The organism is Niallia alba (assembly GCF_012933555.1).
Lineage (GTDB): Bacteria > Bacillota > Bacilli > Bacillales > Cytobacillaceae > Niallia > Niallia alba.
In genome coordinates, this window is record NZ_JABBPK010000001.1 from 2508646 (window position 1) to 2534281 (window position 25636).

A 25636-nucleotide genomic window follows, 5' to 3' on the forward strand; every position below is an offset into this window, starting at 1 on the left:
CATAGGAGTCTACGTGTATTCCGTCTGCTTCGTATTTCCTACTCATTATATTTTCTTTTAAAAAAATGATGAAACGAAACAACCTTTAAAAACGAGTTGGTTTCGCTACTAAATGAGAGATTGTTCGTCTTTATCTATTATATATTTTGTTTTGTCCCAGTATGTTTACTATTTTTTGTATTGATAACACTTATATATTTAATTTAGCGAAGGACTAAAATCAAAAGTTGAAAAAAGCCCAACACATGTGAGAAGAGCTTTTTTCTATAAATCCAATAATAGCTTTTTTTCGTATCTTCCAACTCTTCTGAAGTAATTATTCCATCAACATACAACGCTTTAAATTTCCGAATTTATTTCTTGCTAATTTTCAGAAACATGAGCACTTATCATATTCGACAATTAGAGTATTCAACGACAGTAAATTTAACAGCTATATGAAATCTTTTTCTTCATTTATCATATAGCTTAACAGAAAGAAGGGCCAAATGAGTGACCGCTTTTTGACCACACATTTGACCATATACTTGCAATCAATAAAGTTAAGTAACGTGATTGAAATACAATTTAATTAAAGGGCATAAAACTCTTTAAAATAAGCCACATTGTTAACTAGAATGTAATAGAGTAAATTAATGTATTTTCCTCACATATCGTGGTGGCTGTTATGCTTTTGTCTTGAATGGTTGCGGTTTTTCACTTTTTTGCTGCCGCTAAGAGGTTCGGGTTGACCAGATTGATTGCCTTTTGGAGCATTTCGGCGCATATCTTTACTGTCATTTTTATTCATTAGTTAATCTCTCCTTTAATGTTTTTATGAAGAGGTATTACTTCACTTTCCTTTATAGAATGGTTATATACACGCTCATTTATACCGCATATTTTTATGTTACTCTGCACAACTTATTGGTAAGCAACATGAATTTAAATCAGGAGGATTAAAAGATGCCTTATCATAGTAATAAACAGGAAGCTTTTCAAGATGCACAACGTAATTTGTATGAAACGCAAAACCTTTATCAAGATATTGTAAAGGATTCAGCAAATTATGGTCATCAGCTTAAACATTTGAAGCAAGAAATCAATGAAACATATCAACAAATTGAAAATGCATTGGAAGTAGCGTCTGAGCATCAAAGACAGCAATTAGAAAGCTTCCAAAGAGATTTAAAAAGTATTGTTGATGAAGTGAATGAAATATAAAAGATTAGACCATCTGAAAGGCAACTTTTTGATGGTCTTTTTTGGGGATTTATATTTTTTAAAGCGAAAGTGAAGTGTAATGCAACGTAATTGTTCTAACTATTAAGTCAATGAAAAGGAGATAAAAAAAATAACTGATAAGAAAAACTTATCGTATTTGATAACTTTCTTATTATTTACTTATCACAATCCTTGTATTAAAATTATAGATGGTAAATAGATAATAGAGAGATCAAATTGTTCGACTATTTTTCTATTTTTGGTATATGATTACAATGAGGGGGTAATACATATGGCAAAAGATTTTTATAATGCCCGCCAATCGTTTGAAGTTGGTGGAAAGCGTTATCACTACTATCAATTAGCAGCTTTAGAAAAGAAGGGAATCGGTACGATTTCAAAATTGCCGTATTCTATCAAAGTGTTACTAGAATCTGTTTTACGACAAATGGATGATTTTGTTATTAAACAAGAACATGTAGAAAACCTCGCAAAATGGGGAACTGACGAGGTAAAGGAAATTGATGTACCATTTAAACCTTCGAGGGTAATCCTCCAAGACTTTACAGGAGTTCCTGCAGTAGTGGACCTTGCTTCCTTGAGAAAAGCAATGGCTGACTTAGGCGGAGATCCTAGTAAAATTAATCCGGAGAAACCAGTAGATTTAGTTATTGACCATAGTGTTCAGGTTGATAAATATGGAACTCCTGATGCATTAAAAGCAAATATGGAATTAGAGTTTGAAAGAAATGCGGAAAGATATCAATTCCTAAGCTGGGCGCAAAAAGCATTTGATAACTATCGTGCTGTACCACCAGCAACAGGTATCGTTCACCAAGTGAATTTAGAATATTTAGCAAATGTAGTTCATGTAAATGAAACAGCAGACGGCGAATATGAAACATTCCCAGACACACTTGTTGGAACAGATTCTCATACGACAATGATCAACGGAATCGGTGTTCTTGGTTGGGGTGTTGGCGGTATTGAAGCAGAAGCAGGTATGTTAGGACAACCTTCTTATTTTCCAGTACCAGAAGTAGTTGGCGTTAAACTTGTTGGTGAAATGCCAAATGGTTCAACAGCAACTGACCTTGCATTAAAAGTAACGCAAGTGCTTCGGGCAAAAGGGGTAGTAGGAAAGTTTGTTGAGTTCTACGGACCTGGTGTGACTCAATTACCACTTGCAGACCGTGCGACAATTGCCAATATGGCACCAGAATATGGGGCAACATGCGGATTCTTCCCAGTTGATAAAGAATCTTTAGCTTATATGCGCCTAACTGGACGTTCAGAAGAGCAAATTAATGTCGTTGAAGCTTATTGCAAAGAAAATGGATTATTCTTCGATCCAACGTTAGAGCCTGTTTATACAGAAGTTGTTGAAATTAATCTAGCAGAAATTGAGCCAAATCTATCTGGTCCAAAAAGACCACAGGATTTGATTCCACTTTCTAAATTAAAAGAAGTTTTCAATAAATCAGTAACTGCTCCAGAAGGAAACCAAGGTTTTGGATTAAAAGCAGACGAATTTGACAAAGAAGTAGTAGTTGATTTTGCAAATGGAGATTCTACTACGATGAAAACTGGTTCTGTTGCAATTGCTGCAATTACAAGCTGTACGAATACATCTAATCCATACGTATTAGTCGGTGCGGGATTAGTTGCAAAAAAAGCAGTAGAAAAAGGAATGGAAGTACCTAAATTTGTTAAAACATCCTTAGCGCCTGGTTCTAAAGTAGTTACAGGTTATTTAAGAGATTCAGGACTTCTACCATATTTAGAACAAATTGGATTTAACCTAGTAGGATATGGGTGTACAACATGTATCGGTAACTCTGGTCCACTAAGAGAGGAAATCGAGAAAGCTATTTCTGATTCCGATTTACTTGTAACAAGTGTGTTATCAGGTAATCGTAACTTTGAAGGGCGTATCCATCCGCTAGTAAAAGCAAACTATTTAGCATCACCGCCATTAGTTGTTGCTTATGCACTTGCTGGAACAGTGGATATTGATTTGCAAAAAGAGCCAATTGGTAAAGATAAAGATGGCAACGATGTTTTCTTTAAAGATATTTGGCCATCTACTGAGGAAGTAAATGAATTAGTTCATCGTACGGTAACACCTGAGCTATTTAATAAAGAATATGAAAGAGTATTTGATGATAACGAGCGCTGGAATGAGATTCAAACAAGCAGTGATTCTTTATATACCTTTGATGATACTTCTACTTATATTCAAAATCCGCCATTCTTTGAAGGATTAAAACCAGATCCTGAGCAAGTACTGCCATTAAAAGGCTTAAGAGTTGTAGGGAAGTTTGGTGATTCTGTCACAACTGACCATATTTCTCCTGCTGGTGCAATCGGCGTTAATACGCCAGCTGGTAAGTACTTAAAAGATAATGGAGTACAACCACGTGATTTCAACTCATATGGCTCTCGTCGTGGTAACCATGAAGTAATGATGAGAGGAACCTTTGCGAATATCCGTATTCGTAACCAAATTGCTCCAGGTACAGAAGGTGGATTCGCTACTTACTGGCCAACTGGAGAAGTTACCTCCATCTATGATGCTTGTATGAAGTATAAAGAAGAAGGAACTGGCTTAATGGTTATTGCGGGCAAAGATTACGGAATGGGTTCATCTCGTGACTGGGCGGCAAAAGGAACAAATCTTTTAGGTATTAAGACAGTTATTGCAGAAAGCTTTGAAAGAATTCACCGTTCTAATCTCGTGTTAATGGGTGTGCTTCCATTACAGTTTAAAGATGGTGAAAATGCTGAAACTTTAGGTTTAACTGGGAAAGAAACATTTAATGTTTATGTTGACGAAACAGTTAAACCACGTGATTACCTAGAAGTAACAGCAACTACAGAAGATGGTAAGAAAATTATATTTGAAGTGTTAGTACGCTTTGATTCTGAAGTAGAAATTGATTACTATCGTCATGGTGGTATCCTACCAATGGTATTGCGTGATAAGTTAAGAAATTAATAGATTAAGAGAAGCTCTCTCTATTTAAAGTTGATAATTTTTCTTTCTTTTTGGTACATTAATTTGTCTAGAAGTTAGAGGAAGAGCCACTTTAAAAGAGGGAGTTTTTTTCAACTGTTATAGGAATAAAGATTCTAATTGTAACAAACAAACAAGTGGTTTTAAGTGTAATTATCTATCAAAGGAGAAATATTATATTATGAAAATAATCCCCGAGCTTATTAGGGTAAGGAATCTACATTATATAATAAGATGTGCAGAAGAAACGGATGCAGAGCAACTTGTACAAATTAGGCTACAAATTGATAGAGAAACTACCTTTTTGGATCGTGAACCTGGAGAGGGGATGCTAACTCCATCAGATTTTAAGCATTTAATTCGTACAGATTCAGAAGAATCAAATCGTTTGTTTTTACTAGCTGAAACCGAAAATGGTACTATTATTGCTTTCTCACGATGTGAAGGTTCAAATTTGCAACGCCTAAAGCATAAGGTCGAATTTGGAATTTGTGTATTAAAGGATTATTGGGGCTTTAAAATCGGCCCGAAATTATTGGAAACGTCTATTAAATGGGCATCTGCAAATAAACTCACTAAGATGACTCTATCTGTAATAGAAACAAATGAGAAAGCAATCAACATATATAAGCGATATAACTTTGAAATAGAAGGGATATTAAAAAAAGATAAACGGCTTGAAAACGGAGAATACTATTCTACCATTATAATGTCACGATTCTTATCTGATTATAAATAGGCAGCGCGATATATTAGTAAATGTGAATGAACTTTGTTACTATATATATGTTAGAAAATAAAGGAGTGATGAAAATGACATTAACATTTGGGAAATTAGTAGAAGAAGCGAGAAAGAATGTACCTGGTATTTCATCTGTTGAAGCAAAACAAAAAATAGAAGAAAACCCAAACACTTACATAATTGATGTTCAAGATGCAACTGATGCTGGGGCATGTGGCTTAATTCCTAGCTCTGTAAATATTTCTTTAGGTATGCTTCCGATTCGGGCTGATTTGGAATTACCCGAGGAGCTAAGAGATCCAGAATTAGCGGATCGTAATCGTTCAGTTATTGTTACATGTGGACTTGGTGGACAAGCATCACTTGGTGCCTACTTACTAAAACAAATGGGCTTTACAGATGTAGCATTTATCGAAGGCGGAACTACTGCATGGAAAAAAGAGGGCTTTGAAACAGTTTAATTATAATCTTTGTATCAAAAAAATGCCGAAACTATAAAAGTTAACGGCATTTTTTTGATGGGAGAACACGCTAATAACCTAGTTGTTTATCCACGACATTGATTAAATCTTTTCCTTCTTTAAAACGTTGAATGTTTTCTAAAAAAACTTCCATATAACGATCTAATGTGTTCGGTGAGAAAAACGCATTATGTGGAGAAATTATCACATTATCTAGTTCCCATATGGGGTGTTCCCGGGGTAAAGGCTCTACTTCAAATACATCGAGTGCAGCACCGGCAATTTTTTGCTCCTTTAATAGATAAATAAGTTCTTTTTCTACAATCGTATTGCCTCTCCCTATATTAATTAGAAAACTCGTTCGTTTCATTTTTAGTAGTTTTTCTTGATTAATAAGATGATATGTATCAGGAGTTGAAGGCAGAGCCAGTATTAAAAAGTCAGATTCGGCTATTACGTCATCTAATTGATCAAGACCAACTATTTTATCTGCCAGGTCCTCTTTTGATAGAAAAGAGGGTCTTTTTTTACAACCAATTACACGCATATCTAATGCTTTAGCACGTTTAGCAATTTGCTTACCGATTTCACCGTATCCGATAATTCCAACAGTGGCACCAGCTAAGTCAGTAATTGGAGTGGGTGCCCAACTGTTATTGAGCTGGTTTCGGACCATAAAAGGGATGCCTCTTGCTAATCCAGCCATCATTGCAATTGTATGTTCTGCGATAGGAATAGAGGTGCATCCCTTTGTATTAGTAATAATGATATCGCTCCTTCTCACTTCCTCTGTCAATAGAGCGTCAAGCCCAACACTTAATGATTGAACCCATTTAATCTGAGACGCTTGTTGTAAAATCGATAAGGAGTCGGTTAAGCCTAAAGTTAACACGATATTACAGTCCTTAATATCTTGCGTTATTGGTGGTTCAGGATCACCATATTGCCAAGGATCCATAATAAATTCTGCGCCTAATGCTGTCATTTTATCTAAATACTTTTGTGGTATACTTCTTCTGATGTAGATTATAGGATTATCCACTTCACTAGGCATTAATTCACTTCCTCGATAACTTGAATACTATTTACGTGGTCATAATAGGTATCAGCCAGTCGCTTGATCGCTTCATGGATAATATCTTCTTTACAGAAAGTAAAACAAAGACGCATGTGATGAAATCCTTCATTTTCTAAAAAGAAATGTTTACCAGCTATATAAGAAACACCAGCAATCATTGCAGCATCTAGGAACTCGCTCGTATCAATATGGGTTGGGAAAGTAAGCCATAGAAAGAAACCTCCATTTGGTTCATGAAAGGAAACTTCTTCACCAAAGTACTGTTTGATTGCTGAAACCATCGCATTCTTCCGAGGAAGATAAATACTATTCAGATAGCTGATTTGTTCGTCCATGTCCATTTGTTTTAGTAAATTTTTAGTGACTTCTTGAACATATACACTGGTTAAACCATCGACTTTTAAAATTTTCATTTTTTCGATAATTTGCGGCAAGCCAATGGCCCACCCTAGTCGCAATCCGGGTGCAATGATTTTTGAAAAAGTGCTTAAGTAAACAACTCTTTCCGGTCCAAACGAATAAATTGCTGGAGAAAATGTCCCATCAAAAGAAAGCTCTACATAGGCATCATCTTCAATGATAAAGAAATTATATTCATATGCCAATTCTGCAAGACGCCTTTTTCTAGCAAGAGATAAATTTACACCACCAGGGTTTTGATAATTTGGTATGACGTACATTAACTTAGGTAATGGAAGACCTTTATTGACTCTTGTGATTAACTCTTGTTCAACTAAATCAACTCTGAGCCCATCTTCATCGATCGGAAAAGACACTAACTTCGTTTCTGCTAAACGAAATGTTTTTAATGCGCCAAAAAAGGTCGGTGCTTCAACCCAAATCTCATCACCAGGATCGGTAAGCGTTCTTGTAATTAAGTCAATAGCTTGAGAGCTTCCAGCAGTAACCATTATTTTTTCTTCGCTTGCAATAATTTCGCGAAGCTTAGATCTTTCTTTTATCCAATTGACGATATTTTTAGGACCAGAACCACCACTATAAGCTAAAGCTTGTCTACCTTGTGTCTTCATTGCTGCTTCAGTAGCCACCGTCATTTTATCCACCGGAAGAGATTCCGGGGCTGGAAAGCCGAAGGATAGAGGGATTAGATTATCGTTATTTCCAGCAAAGGCAGAGCCGATAACCTCGGTTTCAGGGAATCTTTTACTAAATGAAAATGGCTTTAATAAATGCATGTTTATCACCGTCCACGAATTATTTGAAATAAACTTAACTTCTGAACAGAAGTTAGGCGAGTTTGCCTCTTGAATAATCCACTTGCACACCCTTTCTTAAATAAGTAATTTTAATTAATATAAGCTATTTGTTTCGTGTTGGGAAATATTAAATACCTTTAAAAATAGAAGAAAACAAGAGATTAAAAGTAGAAAACAGCTTAAATTAACGAAAATTCGGAATTTTGTTAATATAAACTATATTTTAATTGGTGGATTATTGTTAGAAAAGGTGCTTTATCTTACAATCTTATAATTAGACAAAATTCTACTCGATTAATATAGCAAATGATGTCAAAAAAAGGAATAATTAAGAAAAAAATGATGAAAACGCTACCTAATAAAATTTTTAAAAAATTATAAAAAAACATTGTTTTACGAGAAAATATTCCTTATAATGAAATCAAGTTAGATAATAGAACATGAATTGTGAGGTAAGTTAACATGACTGAAATTACATTAGAGAAAATTGAAAGTATTGTTAAGGAAAAAAGTGTAGAGTTATTACATCTACAATTTGTGGACATTGAGGGGATTTTAAAAAATATTACGATAACTGCACAACAATTAGATGATGCTGTAGAAGGAAAAATCATGATTGATGGTTCATCCATTAAAGGATTTTCTCCAATTAACAAATCAGATTCATATTTATTACCAGATTTGAACACATTTACTGTTTTACCTTGGACAGAAACAGAAGGATATTCAGAAGCTCGTTTCCTTTGCTCTGTAACCAATCCAGATGGATCTTTATTTGAAGGGGATACTCGTAACGTTCTTAAGAAAACAGTTGAACGTGCTGCTGAAAAAGGATATAGCATTTCAGTTGGACCTGAATTAGAATTTTTCTTATTCAATACAGACGAAAATGGATATCCAACATCTGAATTAAGTGATAAAGGTGGCTATTTTGAGCCATCGCCAAAAGATTTAGGCGAAAAAGTACGTATTGAAATTTTCAAAACGCTAAGAGCAATGGGCTTCACAATTGAAGCACTACACCATGAAGTAGCAGAAGGACAGCATGAAATTAATTTCAAGTATGCTGATGCGTTAACAGCTGCTGACTTAGCAACAACATATAAATGGGTTGTTAAAACTATCGCTTCTCAATATGGTTTACATGCAACATTTATGCCGAAGCCAGTATTCGGAATTAACGGTTCTGGAATGCATGTTAATATGTCATTTTTCCAAGATGGAGAAAACAGCTTCTATGATGCAAATGACGATTTAGAACTTTCTGAAACAGCATATTCCTTCATTGCTGGTGTATTAAAAAATGTTAAAAATTTCGTAGCTGTAACCAACCCACTAGTAAACTCATATAAACGTTTAGTACCAGGATACGAAGCACCTTGCTACTTAGCATGGTCTGCCTCTAACCGTTCAGCTTTAATCCGTATTCCAGCAAAACGCGGAATGGCTACTCGTGTGGAACTTCGTTGTCCAGATCCATCATCAAACCCATATCTAACTTTTGCTGTAATCGCTGCTGCAGGATTAGACGGAGTGGAAAAAGGACTGAAAGCACCAGCACCAATTAATGAAGATATCTTCCATATGACAGAGGATCGTCGTGAAGAACTTGGAATTGATAGCTTGCCTGGTGGATTAGATGCTGCAATCGCAGAACTTGAAGCGGGTGAAATCGGTCTAAAAACACTTGGAGAGCACGTATACAGTGAATATGTAGCTGCTAAAAAAGAAGAGTGGGATAACTATCGTACTACTATTCATGCTTGGGAAATCGAAAACTATCAATATAAGTTTTAATATACTAGTTAAATAGAATGGGATCCTTTTGAAACTGCAAATAAACGCCTATAAGGCTTTGTTTGCAGTTTTATTTTATCTTTACAATTAATTATTTTGATGAAATATGTTAGGTATAGTATTTACTTGCCAATAACAATAATTCTTATAGGTAAAACTCATATTAGGGTAGTAAATACCTTCTTTTTTATGTTCTATTCTTTAAATTCTGGTAAGTTATGATAAAATAAAGAAGGATGTATGAATATAACAAATACGTCATCAGATTATCGTTATAAGGAGATTTGCTAAATGGAAAAAGTGTTGATATTTGGTCATAAAAATCCGGATACGGATACTATTTGTTCTGCCATTGCATATGCAGAATTAAAAAAAGCGCTTGGAGTAGAAGCAGAAGCAGTTCGTCTTGGTGACGTTAGCGGAGAAACAAAGTTTGCTTTAGATCATTTTAAAACAGATGCTCCACGTTTTATTGAAAAAGCAGGAACAGAAACAAAATCAGTTATTTTAGTTGACCATAATGAATTCCAACAAAGTGTGGAAGATATTAAAAATGTAACTATCTTGGAAGTAATTGATCACCATCGTATTGCAAATTTTGAAACAAGTGATCCTTTATACTATCGTGCAGAGCCAGTAGGTTGTACAGCTACTATTTTAAATAAAATGTATAAAGAAAATAATGTAGAAATTAAGAAAGAAGTAGCTGGATTAATGCTATCAGCAATTATTTCTGATTCTTTATTATTTAAATCTCCAACTTGCACAGATCAAGATGTACAAGCTGCAAAAGAACTAGCAGAAATTGCTGGTGTAAATGCAGAAGAATACGGTTTAGAAATGCTTAAAGCTGGCGCTGATTTAAGTGATAAAACAGTGGAGCAATTATTAAGTATTGATGCAAAAGAATTTTCTATGGGTACATACAAAGTAGAAATCGCACAAGTTAATGCAGTTGATACAAATGATGTTATTTCTAAGCAAACTGAATTAGAGACGTCTATTCAAGCAATCATCGATAAAAAAGGCTTAGATCTATTCCTTCTTGTAGTAACAGATATTTTAAATAATGATTCTGTTGGTGTAGCGTTAGGTAATAAATCAGAAGCTGTTGCTAAAGCATTTAAAGTTGATTTAGAAAATAACACAGCATTGTTAAAAGGTGTAGTTTCACGTAAAAAACAAATCGTCCCAGTTTTGACAGAAGCTTTCGAAGCACTATAATATTGATAAATTCGTGTTGTTAGAATTACGTTTTTTTTTACAATTCCGATATACAACATATAGTGTTTTAATAATACCTTATATTCCATATGTTGTGGTAAAAATCAATTAAAACATCAAAAACCCCCTTTTTCAAAATCATACTTTTAAAAATAGGGGGTTTTTCTACAATCTGGAGGATGGGACATAACTAAATAGATACTCTGTAAAGACGAACAATTTCTAATATAGCTAGTAAATAGCGGCTGCTTTCGCATACTTTTTACAAGAGGAAATATAATTAGTTGGAAAAACAGAGCAGCCGGAATACACGAAGACTCCTATGGGATTAGCGAGACAGTCTGAGACCCTGCAGGCCACAGGCCGAAGCGGCTCAGCGCGAGCCCCATGGAAAGCGAAGTGTATTCCGGCTGCGGGGAATCGCACCAAACTTCATGGAAACATCCTTTGAAAAACAAATAAAAGCCCGAACAATTATACGGAACATTCATTAGCATCTTCGTATAATTGTTCGGAATTATCCTTGGCTGGAATACTTATGTCCCAGCCTCGTTTTTATTGGAGGATAAAAATAAAAAATGAAATTTGTTTGAACCAAATTAACAAATAATTTTACGCAACCAACATAATAAAATAAAACTAATTGGATAATCTATAAAAAAGATTTTTTAAGAAGGCCGTTTTCTAAAGGTTTGTTGTTTTTCAATAGAAAAAAAAGAATTAGTTGGAAAAAATGGAGCAGCCGGAATACACGAAGTCGCCACGGGGATTAGCGAGACAGTCTGAGACCCCGGAGGCGAAGCTGAGGAGGCTTAAGCTTAGCCCCACGGAAAGCGAAGTGTATTCCGGCTGCGGGTAATCGCAACAAACTTTACGAAAACAACCTTTAAGAAAAAGTAATCTTACAATAAGTGAATGAAAAAAAGATGAACAAAGGAGGATTTTATGAACCAAAAAATTGTTTCTATTGCTTTTGTGCTGCTAGCCATTTTTTTTCTTACCCATACAAAAGTTGTCCAAGCGGCAACTGGATTGAATATAGGGGATACAGCTCCTAATTTTACACTAAAGGATTTAAGTGGTAAAAAGGTCCAGTTATCTGATTTCAAAGGTAAATCTGTCATGATTAATTTTTGGGCAACTTGGTGCCCTCCATGTAAAAAAGAGATGCTTGATATAGAAACATTTTCTAAAGAGTACAAAGATCAATGGGTTGTTCTTGCTGTTAATGTTGATGGGGGAAATGAAGAAGGTGTTAGACAATTTATCCAAGAGAGAAAGCTCACCTTTCCTGTAATAATGGATGAAAAAGATGTGGTGGCTAATCAATATCATATACTTAGTATTCCAACAACGTACTTTCTTAATAAGGATGGTGTCATCATTAATAAGGCGTATACTATGTTAACATTTGAGCAAATGAGAGAATTGGCACAAAGTAAAAAAGAATAAAAAATGAAAAAGAATATGTAAGCGCTTTACAAAAAGATTCTAATGTACTATAATTACAAATGTAGTAATAAGGAGTGCACGCCTTGTTTAATTATCTGAAAACAAAAACTTTTCTAATAGATTAAAAAATTATTTATTTTTATTGTAATAATTATCAAACTTTTTGGGAAATATGTTAGTACAAATTTATCTAAAGGAGAATGACCTATGAGAAAACCTCGCAAACGTTCATTTCAAGAATTAGTTTTAGAAAATAAAATGCAATTATTAAAGGATAGAGAAGCAATCGAAAAAATTGAAGAACGGTTAGAAAGAAAGCATTTGAAAAAAGTACGTTAATAAGTAAAGCTAGAAATTACCATCAATTTTGCTTGTTCTTTTGTACAAACTATAAAAGAAGGAGTTGATTTAGATGAGTAATCCTAAAAAAGACAGTAAACACTTTGTACCTAGCCATATTGGGACAAAATCTAGAAGCTTTGGTGGGAACAAAGGAAAACAAATGCAGGATAAATCAGGACAACATGCACAAGTAATTCAAACAAAAGGCGAATAATTTCTTCTGTTAAATAGGGCAGCAATAGCTTATCTTTTGTCAAGATGAGCTATTTCTGTCTTTTATTTTGTTGGAATAATAAAGCTTAATTAAGATAATTCCTATGAGTAAAGTAATAATCATTAACGAAAATAGAGGAATATGTTAGTATAAAAAAGGAATGCTAAATTAATTAAGAGAAGTGAATATATGAATACTGAAAAAATGAAAATAAATGTAAGACAACATGATATTTTATCCTTCGAAAAGGAATTTGCAGAGAATGGTTTTGTTAAGGACGAAAAACCGCTTTTAAATAAAATACAAGAGCTTAATGAAGCACAAAACCCAATTGAGATTTCTCAGTTATTAACGATTGCTGCTTTATCTCGTATGCACGGGAATCAAAAGGATACGATTGCTGTCGCTTGGTTAAATAAAGCAATTGAGCTAAACTCAGAAAATACAATGGCACTTAAATACCTTTCGCAATATGATTGGAAGAATTTTAGCAGTTTATTGGAACAACTTGTATTTCCTAATATTCGGGAAACCGATAATCGAACAGCAAAAAGAAAAATCGCTGAGCAATATATTAATAATTGCCGTACCTTTTTAGAACAAATCGAAGAGGAAGTAGCACATATTAAAAATCAGAAAAAAAATGCTGCTTTGTATGAGAATAAACCGGCTGTTGCTAAGTATGAAGAAATGGAAGAAACGTTAGGAGAGGTAATCGAGAAAACATCTGCATTACTGAAATCTGCAGAAGAATATGAGGAATCCATAAGTGGTGTTTTTCATACATCCATTTATTATGAAAGTGTAAAAAAATTAATTGAAGAACTTCAAGAACTAAAAAAAGAATGGACAAACCTATTTATTGAGGAAGAACAAGGTGATGCTGCTTCTCTTTCCTCATTAGAAGAACTGGAGCAAATGGTTGGCTTAGATACAGTTAAGAAAAGAGTACGAGATTTTTATCAGTTTTTAAGCTATCAAAAGTCTCGAAAAAAACTTGGCTTTATGATTCAAGACGAGTTAAGCTTAAATATGATCTTTACAGGGAATCCTGGTACTGGAAAAACAACATTAGCTCGGTTGATGGCAAAAATTTATCATGAACTTGGTGTGCTGCCTAGCGCAGAGGTAGTAGAAACCGATCGATCACAATTAATTGGCGGGTATATGGGACAAACAGAAGAAAATGTTCGTTCCGTTGTAAAACAAGCGGTTGGCGGTGTGTTATTTATCGATGAAGCCTATAGTTTAAAAAGAGAGGGTCAATCTGGCAATGATTATGGGCAAACAGCAATAGATACACTAGTTTCGTTAATGACAGGTTCAGAATTTGGCGGGAAATTTGCTGTTATTTTAGCAGGGTACCCTGAAGAAATGCGACAATTTTTAGACGGAAACCATGGTTTAAGAAGTCGCTTTCCTGCATCCAATATGATTCATTTACCAGATTATACTCCTAATGAATTATTAGCAATTGGGGAAAGAATAGTGTCTGCTAACGACTATGTTTTGACAGAGGATGGAAAAAGAGCGCTTTTAAAAAGAGTGGAGAAGGAACAAGTTGATGAAAGCTTCGGGAATGCCCGTGCTGTTCGAAATATTGTCCTTGATGCGATATTTAGTAAAGGTTCTCGTAAATCAAATGATCAGGAAATATTAAAGTATACGTTGTTACAAGAATCAGATTTTGTATGTGAAGAAGAAAACAATTCGATTGATCCAGCGAAAGAGCTTAATAATCTGATTGGTTTAGCAAAAGTAAAAGAAGAAATAAAGAAAATAATTGCTTTTGTAAAAGTTCAGCAGCTCAGACAAACAAAAGCGAAAAAGAATTTACCAATCCAATTACATGCTGTATTTACAGGTAATCCTGGAACAGGAAAAACAACCGTTGCAAAATTATATGCACAGTTTCTTAAAGATTGCGGAATTTTGAAAAGAGGTCACTTAGTAGTAACAAGCAGGGCGGATTTTGTTGCCGGCTATGTCGGGCAATCTGCTATTAAAACGAGAAAGAAAATAAGAGAAGCACTTGGTGGTGTACTATTTATTGATGAAGCTTATTCCTTATTGGGTACTAGCGGTCAGGATTTCGGCAAAGAAGTTATTGATACATTAGTAATGGAAATGACGAACCATAATGAGAACTTAGTTGTGATTCTTGCAGGATATCCAAATGAAACAAGCGCTCTGTTACAAAGTAATCCAGGGCTAACTTCAAGGTTTAAAAAGTTTATCCATTTCGATGATTATTCTCCAGCGGAATTAATTGAAATAATGAAAATGTATGCTGCGAATTATGATTATGCATTATCAGATGAAGCAATTACTATGCTTGAAGATCAACTTCCTACTGTTTCAACAGACGGAAATGGTCGATTTGCCACTAATATAATGGATGAGGCAGTACAATTACAGGCATTGCGACTTTCTGATCAATTGGAACAAGGGATAAATCCGGATGTATCAACAATTTCAGCAGACGATATTAAATATGTTTTAAATGGATATAGACGGAAATTCGAAGGATAGGTTGGTGAATGAATAGATGGATAACTACTTTATCTCAACAAGAGATATTGAATTATATTATGCGGACACAGATATGATGGGGGTCGTATATCATGCTAATTATCTAAAGTTTTTTGAGCGTGGAAGAACGGGGCTAATTGAAGATCTTGGCTATAGTTATTTAGAAATGGAGAATGAAGGATATTTCGCTCCCGTCTATGATGTGTATGCTGTATATAAAAAGCCATTACGATACGGTGATCAAGCAAAGGTTAAAACATGGGTAGAAACAAATGATGGTATAAAAACTGTTTACGGATACCAAATTATTAATCAGGATGAAGAAATTTGTGTGGAGGGAACTACCACTCATATTATAGTGTCGAAAGAAACTTTTAGACCAAAACCCTTTAAGAAGATTTTTCCGGCATGGTTTAATAAATATGAGGAAATTAAAAAGCAACCGACAGACAAGTAAGAAAGCAAAGGGAGGTTGCGAAAATGGCTTTTGGATTGAAGAAAAAAGAGCTGGCAGAGTGGAAAAGACAAATAGATAATGGAGAAATTGCTTTTTTAACTCATTATTGGTTGGATGATCGCTTCCCTGGTTGTAAGACGGTAACAAAAGTTGGTTGTGCCGATCTAGAAAAATTAAAAAACTGGGGAAAGAGGTATGGTTTAAAGGAAGAATGGATTCATTATCGAAAAGATGGCTATTCTCATTTTGATCTATTAGGTGATACGCAAAAGAAGATTTTAGAAGAAGAAGGAATCACACATCCTCTGCAATAGGATGTCAGCTTTAATAAAAAACAGCGGGATTGAAGAATTATGTTCTTCATTCCGCTGTTTTTTGTTTAGTAGAGTAATTCATTATTTTAAAAACTTACTGAGCATGACGATATTCAGGTTCATTTGCTACTTCATTGAAATCCGCAAATAAATCTTGATCGTCAAAATACCATAAATCTTTTTCCTCGATATAGTAATGAATACCGTTCTTTTCTGTCTCGACACCAACGTTTACAGGCTGTTCGTTTGAAATACCTAATGAAAATCCTTGTTGTACTGTACTGCATCCACCGTAGCGAGCAAAGAAACGAACGTAGTCACCATTCTTTAATAACATTTCATCTTTATACCATTCAGCAGCTTTATCGCTAATTACAATTTTCATTTTTAACACCTCTTATAAGTTTTGCTCCGATTTGGCAATGAAGCATGTATTTTTAAATTAAATACTATAGATTAATTATAAAGCAATGTAATCTAATTATCGAATAATTGAATTTTCACTTATTCAGCTTGTCCTTGCTTTAGCATGTGTTCCATTATCTCTGAATATATAGAAGGTCCATATTTATCGATTGCTGCTTGTGAATCAATTAGTGGATGCATTTTATAGTCTCTTTCTGCTTTACTTGAAACGAAGGTAGGATAAAAAGAAGGAGTATCCATAGTAATGCTGGTTGACTTTCCTTTTTTCTTCTTATTCACTGTAACAGTCATCATGCCGCCAAGATCTCGATACTCCTCGTCTTGTCCTGATAAAAAATTCCCTAGTGAATAGACTACTAAACCTTTTTGGCCGTTTTTTCCTTCTAACCATTCGAATGGCTGAAGAACATGTGGATGACTGCCAAAAATAATATGAACACCTTCATCTATTAAAAACTGTGCCAATTCTTTTTGTTCCTGAGAGGGAAAACGCTGATATTCATTACCCCAGTGAACGGCCATCACAATAACATCTGCTTCTTTCTTCGCTCGTTTTATTTCATTACTCATTCTTTTTTTATCGATTACATTTACAATATACTCACTTCCTTTTGGGATGGGAATCCCATTTAAGCCATAAGTATAAGCTAAGTAAGCAACTTTAATTTCGTTTTTTTCTAAAATAACGATTTTATCTTGATCTTCCTTTGTTAAATACGTTCCAACATGGGGAAGACCTATTTGATTTAAGTACTCAATCGATAGCTTTTGGGCATCTACTCCACGATCCAATGCATGATTATTTGCGGTGGTGACAATATCAACACCCGCATTTTTTAAACTATCAGCAATTTCATGAGGACCATTAAAAGTAGGGTATCCAGATAACCCAATCGATTCACCTGCAACTATTGTTTCTTGATTTGCCAACAACAAGTCTGGTTTTTTTAATTCACTCGTAATATTAGATAACATGTTATCAAAATTAAAGTGATCACCCACGCGAGCATCATTATAGACACGATCATGAATTAAAATGTCTCCAATGGCTGCAATTGTAATTTCTTTAGATTCTTCTTTTGATAAATCATAAGTGTCTCTCCCTGAAATAGGGCGAACCTCATTGAATGAAGAGGATGGATCAGATTTTCCAACATTCATAAGCATTAGTCCACTTATTCCAATGAGAACTAGCAAGAGTACTAAGAATAGTAGTAAATTTTTTTTCATAAGTAGCCTCTTTTGTTTCTGTATGTCTTTTTTATCACTTTCCATTAAATAGCATAACAAAAAAATAATAGTTTGTAATGCATTCAGGTGTATTTTTACATAATAGCGGTTTTTTGAAACTTTCGAATTAGTATTAATTAACCTTAACATAAATCGGAAAATGGAAGAAAATTGTAGTACCTTTATTAACTGTACTTTCGACATTCACTGTTCCAGCATATTTCTCAATCAGTTGTTTGCAAACATAAAGTCCCATGCCTGTTCCATTTTTTTTCGTCGTTTGTAAAGGAGTGAATAGATTACTTAACTGCGTTTTTGACATTCCACAACCACTGTCTTTTATCATTATAACTAGGCTTTCCTTACATACTGTTGTAGTAATCCTTACTTCCTTTTGTCTGGAAAGGAGATTAGTTTCTGTTGCTTCAAATGCATTTTTTACAATATTTACAAAAATTTGTGTGAGATGTTGTCTATTTACAGTACATAGCGCTTTATCTGCGCAAAAATCAGCAATTAAGTTTATGTCCTTTAAATTTGCTTCACTTTTAAACACGGGATATAAATTTATAAGCAACTCATTAATAGATAATGGGGTAATTTCATTTGATTGTGATTTGGATAGAGTTAGAAAGTCAGTAATTAGATCGTTTGCACGCGTAAGTTCTCCGAGCGCAATGTCCGTGTATTGATGAATAAGCGCAATATCATTTGTTTGTTTAATCAGTTGTAAAAAACCACTTACAGATGTTAGTGGATTACGTACTTCATGCGTAATACTACTAACCATTTTTGCGATATTTTCGCTGTATGTAGTAGAAAGAGACAAGGATTGTAAGCTATCCATTAGTGTTTTCATGGTTTCTGTTTGCTCCTGAAGTTTTTCTTCTACAAGCTTCCATTTATTTGCAAAGCATATAGTTGCTTGATCGGATATTTTTTTCGTTATATTTGAAGTGGTCAATTGCATTCGCCCCTTTTAGATTATAGTAAAAGGTATGACGAAATAAATCATTTTATGTCATAAAAATACTCTAGGAATACTTGCCAAATAAAAAAAGACCGAAATTGGTCTTTTTTTGCTTTTTATAGCCAGCTTACTTTTGGTTCAGTTTTATTTATGATTCGTTTAATATTTGCACGGTGTCTATAAACGACAAAAATAGTGAGAATGGCAAGAATCAAGATTAATAATTTATCATCCCAAAGTATCAGCGAATAAATTAAACCGGCAATTCCTGCAATCATGGAAGACAATGAAACATATTTGGATAAATAGAGTGTAATAAAGAAGATAGCTATTATGATAAGGAATAAAAGCGGTTCATGTCCGAGTAGGATTCCTGCTGATGTAGCAACTGCTTTCCCGCCCTTAAAGCCAGCGAATACCGGATACATATGACCAATTACAGCAAAAACACCAATTACTAGAGGATTTATGTCTACATCGATATTCCAAATAAGCGCAACAATTAGAGGTAATACCGTAGCGATTGTTCCTTTTAGTATATCGGAAATCGTTACCGCGAAGCCTGCTTTTTTGCCAAGAACTCGGAATGTATTTGTTCCACCTAAATTTCCACTACCATGTTCACGGATATCTATATTATAGAAAGCTTTGCCTATTATTAGTCCAGAAGGAATAGAGCCAATTAAATAAGCTAGTATAATTAATAGTCCAATAATCAATTTCGTATTCTCCTTCACTTATGTATACTATTTGCCTTTATATTGTACCATGTAATTGCTAAATCTCATCATTTTTTCAAAAAATAATCAATATATTATTCCTTTAATCGGTAAAGCTAATGAGATATAGAGATATAATAGCAAATTAATAAATCGGAGAGAAAAGTGAATGGGGGTAAAAGATGAAACGAATAATCCTTATTTTATTTATTCTTTTTATCATTATCTATAGTGGTACGATTTACTATCATTTAAAAAAATCTTTGCCAAATGGAATGTCAATAGAAGGAGATATTCATCAAGTAGAGGATGTAGAGCTTTTGACAGATCTAACGTATAAAAATAAGCAAAATGAAAGAATAGTGGAACATGAAATAGTCGATTCTATGATAAAAGAGGTACAAAATGCGAATGAGTTTATTGTAATCGATATGTTTTTATTTAATAAAGACACAAATAAAGACCAAGAATATCCACGACTAGTTGAAAAGTTTACAGAAGTTTTAATAAAGAAAAAACAAGAAATGCCCTCTATCGATATTGTATTTCTAACAGATAAAATTAATACCGTGTATGGTTCCTATAATTCAGAGGAATTTAATAAGTTAAAGGATGCCGGGGTAAAAGTGATCGAAACAGATGTCAAAGCTTTACGAGATTCTAATCCGCTCTATTCTGGTTTTTGGCGAATGTTTGGACAATGGGTAAAAACAGGCGGTGATGGTCATCTACCAAACTTACTTGCTAACAGTGCTCCAAAGGTTACTACTTTATCGTATTTAGAATTATTAAATGTAAAAGCGAACCATCGAAAACTAGTAATTACCGAGAAATCAGCGATTATATCGAGTGGTAATATTCATAATGCTAGCGGGTATCACTCAAATATTGCATTTAAAGTAAACGGAAATATTATTAACGACTTGCTCCAAAGTGAAGAAAGTACAGCCAGACTGAATGAAACGCTAAATCTGCCTCGGATAAAAATCCAGGAAGAATCAAAGGCTGAGGTGAAAATTCAAATATTAACGGAAGGAAAAATAGGCAAGCATGTGTTAAAAGAAATCAAGAATACAGAGAAAAGCGATTCGATTTGGATCGGGATGCTTTATTTAGCAGATCGAAAAGTAATGAATGAAATAAAAGCAGCAGCTCAAAGAGAGGTAAATATTTATTTAGTATTAGACCCAAATCAAAATTCATTTGGAAATAAAAAAGCTGGATTGCCAAATATTCCTGTTGTGGCAGAACTAAGAAAAGCGCAAGCAGAAAAATACATTCATATAAAATGGTACAACACTGGAAAAGAGCAGTTTCATCCGAAAATAGTGCTAATAGAAAGAAATAGCGAAAATACGATTATCAATGGCTCTGCAAATCTGACTCGAAGAAATCTATATGATTTTAATTTAGAAACAGATATTAAAATCATGGCTAGTAAAAACACGAAGGTAATGAAAGATACAAAAGCGTATTTTCAAAAATTGTGGACAAATGATGGTGCAGAATTTACGAAAGATGTAGATACCAAAAGCAATCTACCTTTATTTCGTTATATTATCTATCGTCTGCAAGGCTTTTTAGGGTTTACGACTTATTAAATACAACTAATATTTTTTTGAGATTTTCAAATAATAGTACTAGCTATTAATAGGAGGGAACATCATGAAACAGAAAGAGATTATAACTTCATCGGAGCTTGCGACACTATGGATGACCTATCAAGAAAAAACAATGTTTCTTCGTATGGTTGAATATTTTCATGCTGTTAATGAAGATAAGAAAGAACAAAATTTTTATGAAAGCCATTTAAATAGATTATCCAAAGAGATAAAGAAAATAGAAGCGATTTTGCAAGCAGAAGGAGCAGTTGTTCCAAACGGGTTTTCTGAACAAGATGTAAATAAACAGGCTCCACCTTTGTTTCAGCCGACATTCGCATTACAAATAATGCGAATATTAGCAGAAATTGGAATGGGGCTACATGCTATCCATTTGGCAAGATCTTATCGGAAAGATATTATCCGTTTATTCCAAGAATTATCTGCTACGACGCAGCATTGTTACGAGGAATGTACAGAACTATTAATTGAAAAAGGGGCATTAAGCTGTCCTCCCCAAGTTTCGATGCCAGAGCAAGTGGATATGGTAGTAAATACTCAATATTTAAAAGGTACCAATATATTTGGCAATAAAAGAGTCTTAAATACAGTGGAAATTTCCTTTCTTTATCAATCGATTGAAAGTAATAGCATCGGTCAACAATTAATTACTGGTTTTGCTCAAGTAACAAAAGATCCTGAGCTGAAAAAATTCTTTACGCAAGGAAAAGAACTTTCGAAAAAAATTATTACGAAGCTTTCCAAGAAATTGATGGATGATGATATTCAAATACCGCTAGCTTGGGTAGGAAGTCCAACTGTTTCAACGATTGCTCCTTTTTCTGATAAATTAATGCTGTATTGTATTAGCCTATTCTGTAGTTTCGGACTTGGTAGTAACGCTATTGGAACAACATTTAGTTTGCGGAAGGACCTGCCATCTACTTTAATTCCACTTATTACGAATATCTATGATTATGGCGTACAAGGAGCAGAACTAATGGCGAAAAAAGGATATACGGAAGAGCCGCCAGGAATGGAAAATCGCAAAAATATCATTAATAAAAAATAAAGATTTTCTTGTATAATGGGTCCATTGCATTTTACTTATCAGTAATTGGAAATAGTGCTATGATATACCTTATAAATGAACTTGTAAGGGAGATGCGCTATAGTGACTGGATTTTTTAGATCGGAAACAAATTTTACGAATAGATTAACAGAATTGTTTGAAATGAGTAAAAAATTTTCGGAAAGAGCGAAGGAAGTGGATGAAAATGCATCTTTTCCTTTTGAAAATATTAAAGAATTACAGGAATCTGGTTACACCAGTTTAACGATACCTAAAAAGTATGGCGGACAAGAACTGTCTTTATATGAATTAGTTAGGCTACAAGAAGTGATTGCTCAAGGGGATGGTTCAACTGCTTTATCGATTGGCTGGCATATGGGAGTTGTTCGAAATATTTATGAGGCAAACTGGGATAAGGATATGCTAAAAGAGGTGTATCAGCCATTGCTAAATGGTGCTTTAATAAATGGAGCTGCAACAGAACCACAAACTGGAAGTCCAACAAGAGGTGGAAAACCACAAACAATAGCAGAAAAGAAAGGCGAAAATTGGGTTATAAATGGACATAAATCTTTTACCACGATGTCACCAGTTTTAGATTATTTTCTCGTTACGGCATCCATTAAGGATACAGAGGATGTTGGGAACTTCCTTATCCCTAAAGAAAGAGATGGGATTCGCATTGAAAACACTTGGGATAGCATTGCTTTAAGAGGGACTGGTAGTAATGATGTATATTTTGAAGAAGTAGAAATTCCCGCTCGTTATTTTGTAGAAAAATTAGAAAAACGAAAAAAAGTCAATCCGTGGCTTTTGCACATTCCAGCATGCTATCTGGGAATTGCAGGTGCAGCACAAAAAGAAGCAGTCGCTTTTGCAAAAAATTATTCTCCTAATAGCATCAAAGGGACCATTAGTGACATTCCAAGCGTACGAACAAAAATTGGTGAAATCGAATTGAAAATGCAAACTGCCAAACACTTTTTATATTCCGTTAGTAAAAAATGGGATGAATCAGACAAGGAACAACAATTTCAATTACTCCCAGAATTAAGTGCTGTAAAATTAGTTGTAACGAATACAGCAATCGAAGTAGTAGATATTGCCATGCGCATCGTCGGCGCACGTAGTTTGTCCGCCAAAAGTCCACTGCAACGATACTATCGAGATGTGCGAGCTGGATTACATAACCCACCAATGGATGATATGACAATCGAACAACTTGCCGTTAAATCTTTAAATCAATTTTAATAAACATAATAAAAAATGATTGTTTTTAAAAGCAATCATGTATAATCGTAGTCAAATCACATGCTATAAAGAAAATGAGGGGTTTACTGCCCTTTTAGAGTTGGATAAATAGAGGCCATTTGACTACGATTTTTAATTTTTTTCGATATTATTATTTAATTAATCATTCATTCATTACTAGTTAATCCAAAATGATGAAAATGGATTAACTAGCCTTTTTCAAATTAGCTTTCATTCTATACTTTCTGTAAAGGCTTAGGAAATAAGTTTCTATTCGAAAAGCACCGTTTATGTATCTTTTTACCCCTAAGACTACTAGCTCTTCTAGTAAAATAAAAAATAGAATTGCATAAATAACAACTGCCATAGTAAATTTCCCTCCTTATCCCTCTCTTCCTTTTTTTCTTGCAATCCAAACAATGTATTATCATAAATAATATGAACATTTGTACTTTTAAGAACATAATTATAAGAAGAAAATAGCAATAAACAAAATAACACGAAACGATTGAAAAATTAACAGAAATAACGCATAATCATATTTTGAATAATTATTTTATTAAAAGGACTCTTCTTATATAATGAAGTGTTTTTACCCGTAGAGAGATATAAAATACCACTATAAAGGGAGATGGAAAATGAAAATAAGAGTTTCTGCCGTACAGTACAAGTTGGAAAACATTAAGTCCTTTGAAGAATTTGCAAAACAATGTGAGCATTACGTTCGAACAGCCCTTGAATTTGGCGCGGAATTTGTTTTATTTCCTGAATTTTTTACGACGCAGCTTTTATCCATAGGCGATGAAAATAACGCTTTAACAATAAATGAATTACCTGGATTTACTGAACAATATCAGGATTTGTTTAGATCATTTGCTGTTCAAACCGGCATGCATATTATCGGTGGAACTCATGTTATTCGCAGAGAAGATAAATTGTATAATGTAGCTCATCTGTTTTATCCAGATGGCAGAATAGAAGAACAGGCAAAGCTTCATATTACGCCTACAGAGGTTTATGAATGGAATATGGAAAAAGGTGATTCTTTCCGCATATTTGATACAGAAAAAGGAAAAGTCGCGATCCTCACATGTTATGACATTGAATTTCCAGAAATTGTTCGCATGGCAAAAGCAAAAGGAGCAGATGTTATTTTTTGTCCTTCTTGTACAGATGACCGCCATGGTTTTCATCGTGTCCGTTATACTTGTCATGCAAGAGCAATTGAAAACCAGGTTTATGTAGTTGTAACAGGAACAGTCGGTACACTAACAAACGTAGACTTTATGCGTGCAAATTTTGGGCAGGCAGCTGTTATTACGCCAAACGATATTCCATTTCCTCCACAAGGAATACTTGTCGAGGGTGAACTTAATAATGATATGGTTGTCACTGCAGACTTAGATCTTTCTTTATTATATGAAGTAAGAGAGAAAGGCTCTGTAACAACTTGGAGAGATAGAAGAACAGATCTATATCCTGATTGGAATTCGACTGTGGAAGGATGAGGAATGTGATCCACAGTGAATTTTTTCTTTATGATGCTGATATTCCAATTTGTTGTACTGTAAGAAATTATCAGGAAAAAGATTTTAAAGAATTAATTGCTATTCAATCAGAATGTTTTCCAGCGCCTTTTCCAGAAGAATTATGGTGGAATGTTGAGCAATTATCCAGTCATCTTGCCCATTTTCCAGAAGGAGCAATTTGTGTGGAAGTTAGTGGAGAACTTGCTGGTTCTTTAACCTGTCTGCGTGTCTCTTATGATTCTAAGACTCCTATTCATACATGGGAGGACATAACAAATAATGGATATATCTCAACACATGATGAACAAGGAAATGCATTATATGTTGTAGATATTAGCATTCGACCTAAATTCCGAAAACTTGGTCTAGGAAAAGTTCTCATGCAAAGCACCTACTATTTAGTCATAGAATTAGGCTTGGATCGATTGCTTGGTGGCGGTAGAATGCCAGGCTATAAAAAATATGCTAAAGACCTTACCGCAGATGCCTATTTGAAAGAGGTTATGTCAGGACATATAAAAGATCCTGTTATTTCTTTTCTGTTACGATGTGGCAGAATGCCAGTTACTGTATTGCCAAATTATTTAGAAGATGAAGATTCATTGAATTATGCTGTTTTAATGGAATGGAATAACCCATTCCAGCAAAATTAAATATCTAGCAAAGATGCCTTACTTAGCTATTTGATATTACTGGAATTATCAATAGCTAAGTAAGGCATATTTTTATTTGGATTTTGCGAATATCGGTATTTTGCCTAGTAACCAATGTTGGAAATAGTTTTCAATC

At 34.2% G+C, this 25636-nt stretch carries 25 protein-coding genes; 17 read left to right on the plus strand and 8 right to left on the minus strand.

Translation table 11 applies throughout. The features are described from left to right. Positions 1–646 precede the first annotated feature (646 nt). Positions 647–790, minus strand: coding sequence for a small acid-soluble spore protein P (locus HHU08_RS12060; RefSeq protein WP_016204828.1), 144 nt, complete (start codon positions 788–790; stop codon positions 647–649). Between the two features lie 155 nt (positions 791–945). On the opposite strand from HHU08_RS12060, the gene HHU08_RS12065 reads away from it, so the two are divergent. The 4 genes from HHU08_RS12065 to HHU08_RS12080 all read left to right on the plus strand — a co-directional run bounded on the left by HHU08_RS12065 (position 946) and on the right by HHU08_RS12080 (position 5422). Beyond that, positions 946–1203: a hypothetical protein gene (locus HHU08_RS12065; RefSeq protein WP_016204827.1), complete on the plus strand. Its 258-nt coding sequence runs from the start codon at positions 946–948 to the stop codon at positions 1201–1203. A 292-nt stretch (positions 1204–1495) separates the two neighbouring features. Then, entirely contained in the window at positions 1496–4201 is a 2706-nt protein-coding gene (gene acnA / locus HHU08_RS12070; protein WP_169188554.1) for an aconitate hydratase AcnA, read from the plus strand. Between the two features lie 199 nt (positions 4202–4400). Next, positions 4401–4958 carry a GNAT family N-acetyltransferase gene (locus HHU08_RS12075; RefSeq protein ID WP_169188555.1) on the plus strand — a complete coding sequence of 186 codons (558 nt, stop codon included), beginning with the start codon at positions 4401–4403 and terminating at the stop codon, positions 4956–4958. Between the two features lie 74 nt (positions 4959–5032). After that, positions 5033–5422, plus strand: coding sequence for a rhodanese-like domain-containing protein (locus HHU08_RS12080; protein ID WP_101731206.1), 390 nt, complete (start codon positions 5033–5035; stop codon positions 5420–5422). 70 nt (positions 5423–5492) lie between these two features. Here the strand turns inward: HHU08_RS12080 and HHU08_RS12085 are convergent, their stop codons facing one another. Together HHU08_RS12085 and HHU08_RS12090 are read right to left on the minus strand one after the other, a co-directional pair. Further along, positions 5493–6476 carry a D-2-hydroxyacid dehydrogenase gene (locus HHU08_RS12085; RefSeq protein ID WP_016204823.1) on the minus strand — a complete coding sequence of 328 codons (984 nt, stop codon included), beginning with the start codon at positions 6474–6476 and terminating at the stop codon, positions 5493–5495. Further along, complete coding sequence (locus HHU08_RS12090; RefSeq protein WP_169188556.1) at positions 6476–7696, minus strand: aminotransferase-like domain-containing protein; 1221 nt, start codon at positions 7694–7696, stop codon at positions 6476–6478. Before HHU08_RS12090 ends, HHU08_RS12085 begins: the two co-directional genes overlap by 1 nt. Before the next feature lie 483 nt (positions 7697–8179). Here HHU08_RS12090 and glnA point away from each other — a divergent pair, with 483 nt between their 5' ends. The 8 genes from glnA to HHU08_RS12130 all read left to right on the plus strand — a co-directional run bounded on the left by glnA (position 8180) and on the right by HHU08_RS12130 (position 16049). Next, a complete protein-coding gene (gene glnA / locus HHU08_RS12095) occupies positions 8180–9514 on the plus strand; it encodes a type I glutamate--ammonia ligase (protein WP_169188557.1) in 1335 nt (444 codons plus the stop codon). 291 nt (positions 9515–9805) lie between these two features. Further along, entirely contained in the window at positions 9806–10738 is a 933-nt protein-coding gene (locus HHU08_RS12100) for a manganese-dependent inorganic pyrophosphatase (protein ID WP_016204821.1), read from the plus strand. Between the two features lie 945 nt (positions 10739–11683). Further along, complete coding sequence (locus tag HHU08_RS12105; RefSeq protein WP_169188558.1) at positions 11684–12190, plus strand: redoxin domain-containing protein; 507 nt, start codon at positions 11684–11686, stop codon at positions 12188–12190. Positions 12191–12397: 207 nt separating this feature from the next. Continuing rightward, positions 12398–12529 carry an FbpB family small basic protein gene (locus HHU08_RS12110; protein ID WP_016205357.1) on the plus strand — a complete coding sequence of 44 codons (132 nt, stop codon included), beginning with the start codon at positions 12398–12400 and terminating at the stop codon, positions 12527–12529. A gap of 73 nt (positions 12530–12602) precedes the next feature. After that, complete coding sequence (locus HHU08_RS12115) at positions 12603–12746, plus strand: acid-soluble spore protein N (RefSeq protein WP_016205356.1); 144 nt, start codon at positions 12603–12605, stop codon at positions 12744–12746. Between the two features lie 189 nt (positions 12747–12935). Next, complete coding sequence (locus HHU08_RS12120; RefSeq protein ID WP_169188559.1) at positions 12936–15278, plus strand: AAA family ATPase; 2343 nt, start codon at positions 12936–12938, stop codon at positions 15276–15278. A gap of 16 nt (positions 15279–15294) precedes the next feature. Continuing rightward, on the plus strand, positions 15295–15735 hold the full coding sequence (locus tag HHU08_RS12125; RefSeq protein ID WP_101731200.1) for an acyl-CoA thioesterase: 441 nt from the start codon (positions 15295–15297) through the stop codon (positions 15733–15735). Positions 15736–15758: 23 nt separating this feature from the next. After that, positions 15759–16049, plus strand: coding sequence for a hypothetical protein (locus HHU08_RS12130; protein WP_016205354.1), 291 nt, complete (start codon positions 15759–15761; stop codon positions 16047–16049). A 94-nt stretch (positions 16050–16143) separates the two neighbouring features. On the opposite strand, the gene HHU08_RS12135 is transcribed toward HHU08_RS12130, so the two are convergent. From HHU08_RS12135 to plsY, 4 genes are all read right to left on the minus strand, one after another. Further along, positions 16144–16434: a HesB/YadR/YfhF family protein gene (locus tag HHU08_RS12135; protein ID WP_016205353.1), complete on the minus strand. Its 291-nt coding sequence runs from the start codon at positions 16432–16434 to the stop codon at positions 16144–16146. 119 nt (positions 16435–16553) lie between these two features. Beyond that, positions 16554–17705: a CapA family protein gene (locus HHU08_RS12140; protein ID WP_169188560.1), complete on the minus strand. Its 1152-nt coding sequence runs from the start codon at positions 17703–17705 to the stop codon at positions 16554–16556. A gap of 133 nt (positions 17706–17838) precedes the next feature. Continuing rightward, positions 17839–18669, minus strand: coding sequence for a sensor histidine kinase (locus tag HHU08_RS12145; protein ID WP_169188561.1), 831 nt, complete (start codon positions 18667–18669; stop codon positions 17839–17841). Between the two features lie 122 nt (positions 18670–18791). After that, positions 18792–19394 carry a glycerol-3-phosphate 1-O-acyltransferase PlsY gene (gene plsY / locus HHU08_RS12150; protein WP_016205350.1) on the minus strand — a complete coding sequence of 201 codons (603 nt, stop codon included), beginning with the start codon at positions 19392–19394 and terminating at the stop codon, positions 18792–18794. A 182-nt stretch (positions 19395–19576) separates the two neighbouring features. Here plsY and HHU08_RS12155 point away from each other — a divergent pair, with 182 nt between their 5' ends. The 3 genes from HHU08_RS12155 (at position 19577) to HHU08_RS12165 (ending at position 23318) form a co-directional block, all read left to right on the plus strand. After that, entirely contained in the window at positions 19577–20995 is a 1419-nt protein-coding gene (locus HHU08_RS12155; protein ID WP_169188562.1) for a phospholipase D family protein, read from the plus strand. A gap of 64 nt (positions 20996–21059) precedes the next feature. Continuing rightward, positions 21060–22067 (plus strand): DUF3231 family protein, encoded by a 1008-nt coding sequence (locus tag HHU08_RS12160; protein WP_169188563.1) that lies wholly within the window; start codon positions 21060–21062, stop codon positions 22065–22067. Positions 22068–22229: 162 nt separating this feature from the next. Next, entirely contained in the window at positions 22230–23318 is a 1089-nt protein-coding gene (locus HHU08_RS12165; RefSeq protein WP_169189672.1) for an acyl-CoA dehydrogenase family protein, read from the plus strand. A 205-nt stretch (positions 23319–23523) separates the two neighbouring features. Here the strand turns inward: HHU08_RS12165 and HHU08_RS12170 are convergent, their stop codons facing one another. Then, entirely contained in the window at positions 23524–23685 is a 162-nt protein-coding gene (locus HHU08_RS12170) for a hypothetical protein (RefSeq protein WP_169188564.1), read from the minus strand. A 271-nt stretch (positions 23686–23956) separates the two neighbouring features. Here HHU08_RS12170 and HHU08_RS12175 point away from each other — a divergent pair, with 271 nt between their 5' ends. Together HHU08_RS12175 and HHU08_RS12180 are read left to right on the plus strand one after the other, a co-directional pair. Continuing rightward, positions 23957–24826: a carbon-nitrogen hydrolase family protein gene (locus HHU08_RS12175; RefSeq protein WP_169188565.1), complete on the plus strand. Its 870-nt coding sequence runs from the start codon at positions 23957–23959 to the stop codon at positions 24824–24826. A gap of 5 nt (positions 24827–24831) precedes the next feature. Next, positions 24832–25500, plus strand: a complete 669-nt coding sequence (locus HHU08_RS12180) for a GNAT family N-acetyltransferase (RefSeq protein ID WP_016205344.1) — start codon at positions 24832–24834, stop codon at positions 25498–25500. Positions 25501–25636 lie beyond the last annotated feature (136 nt).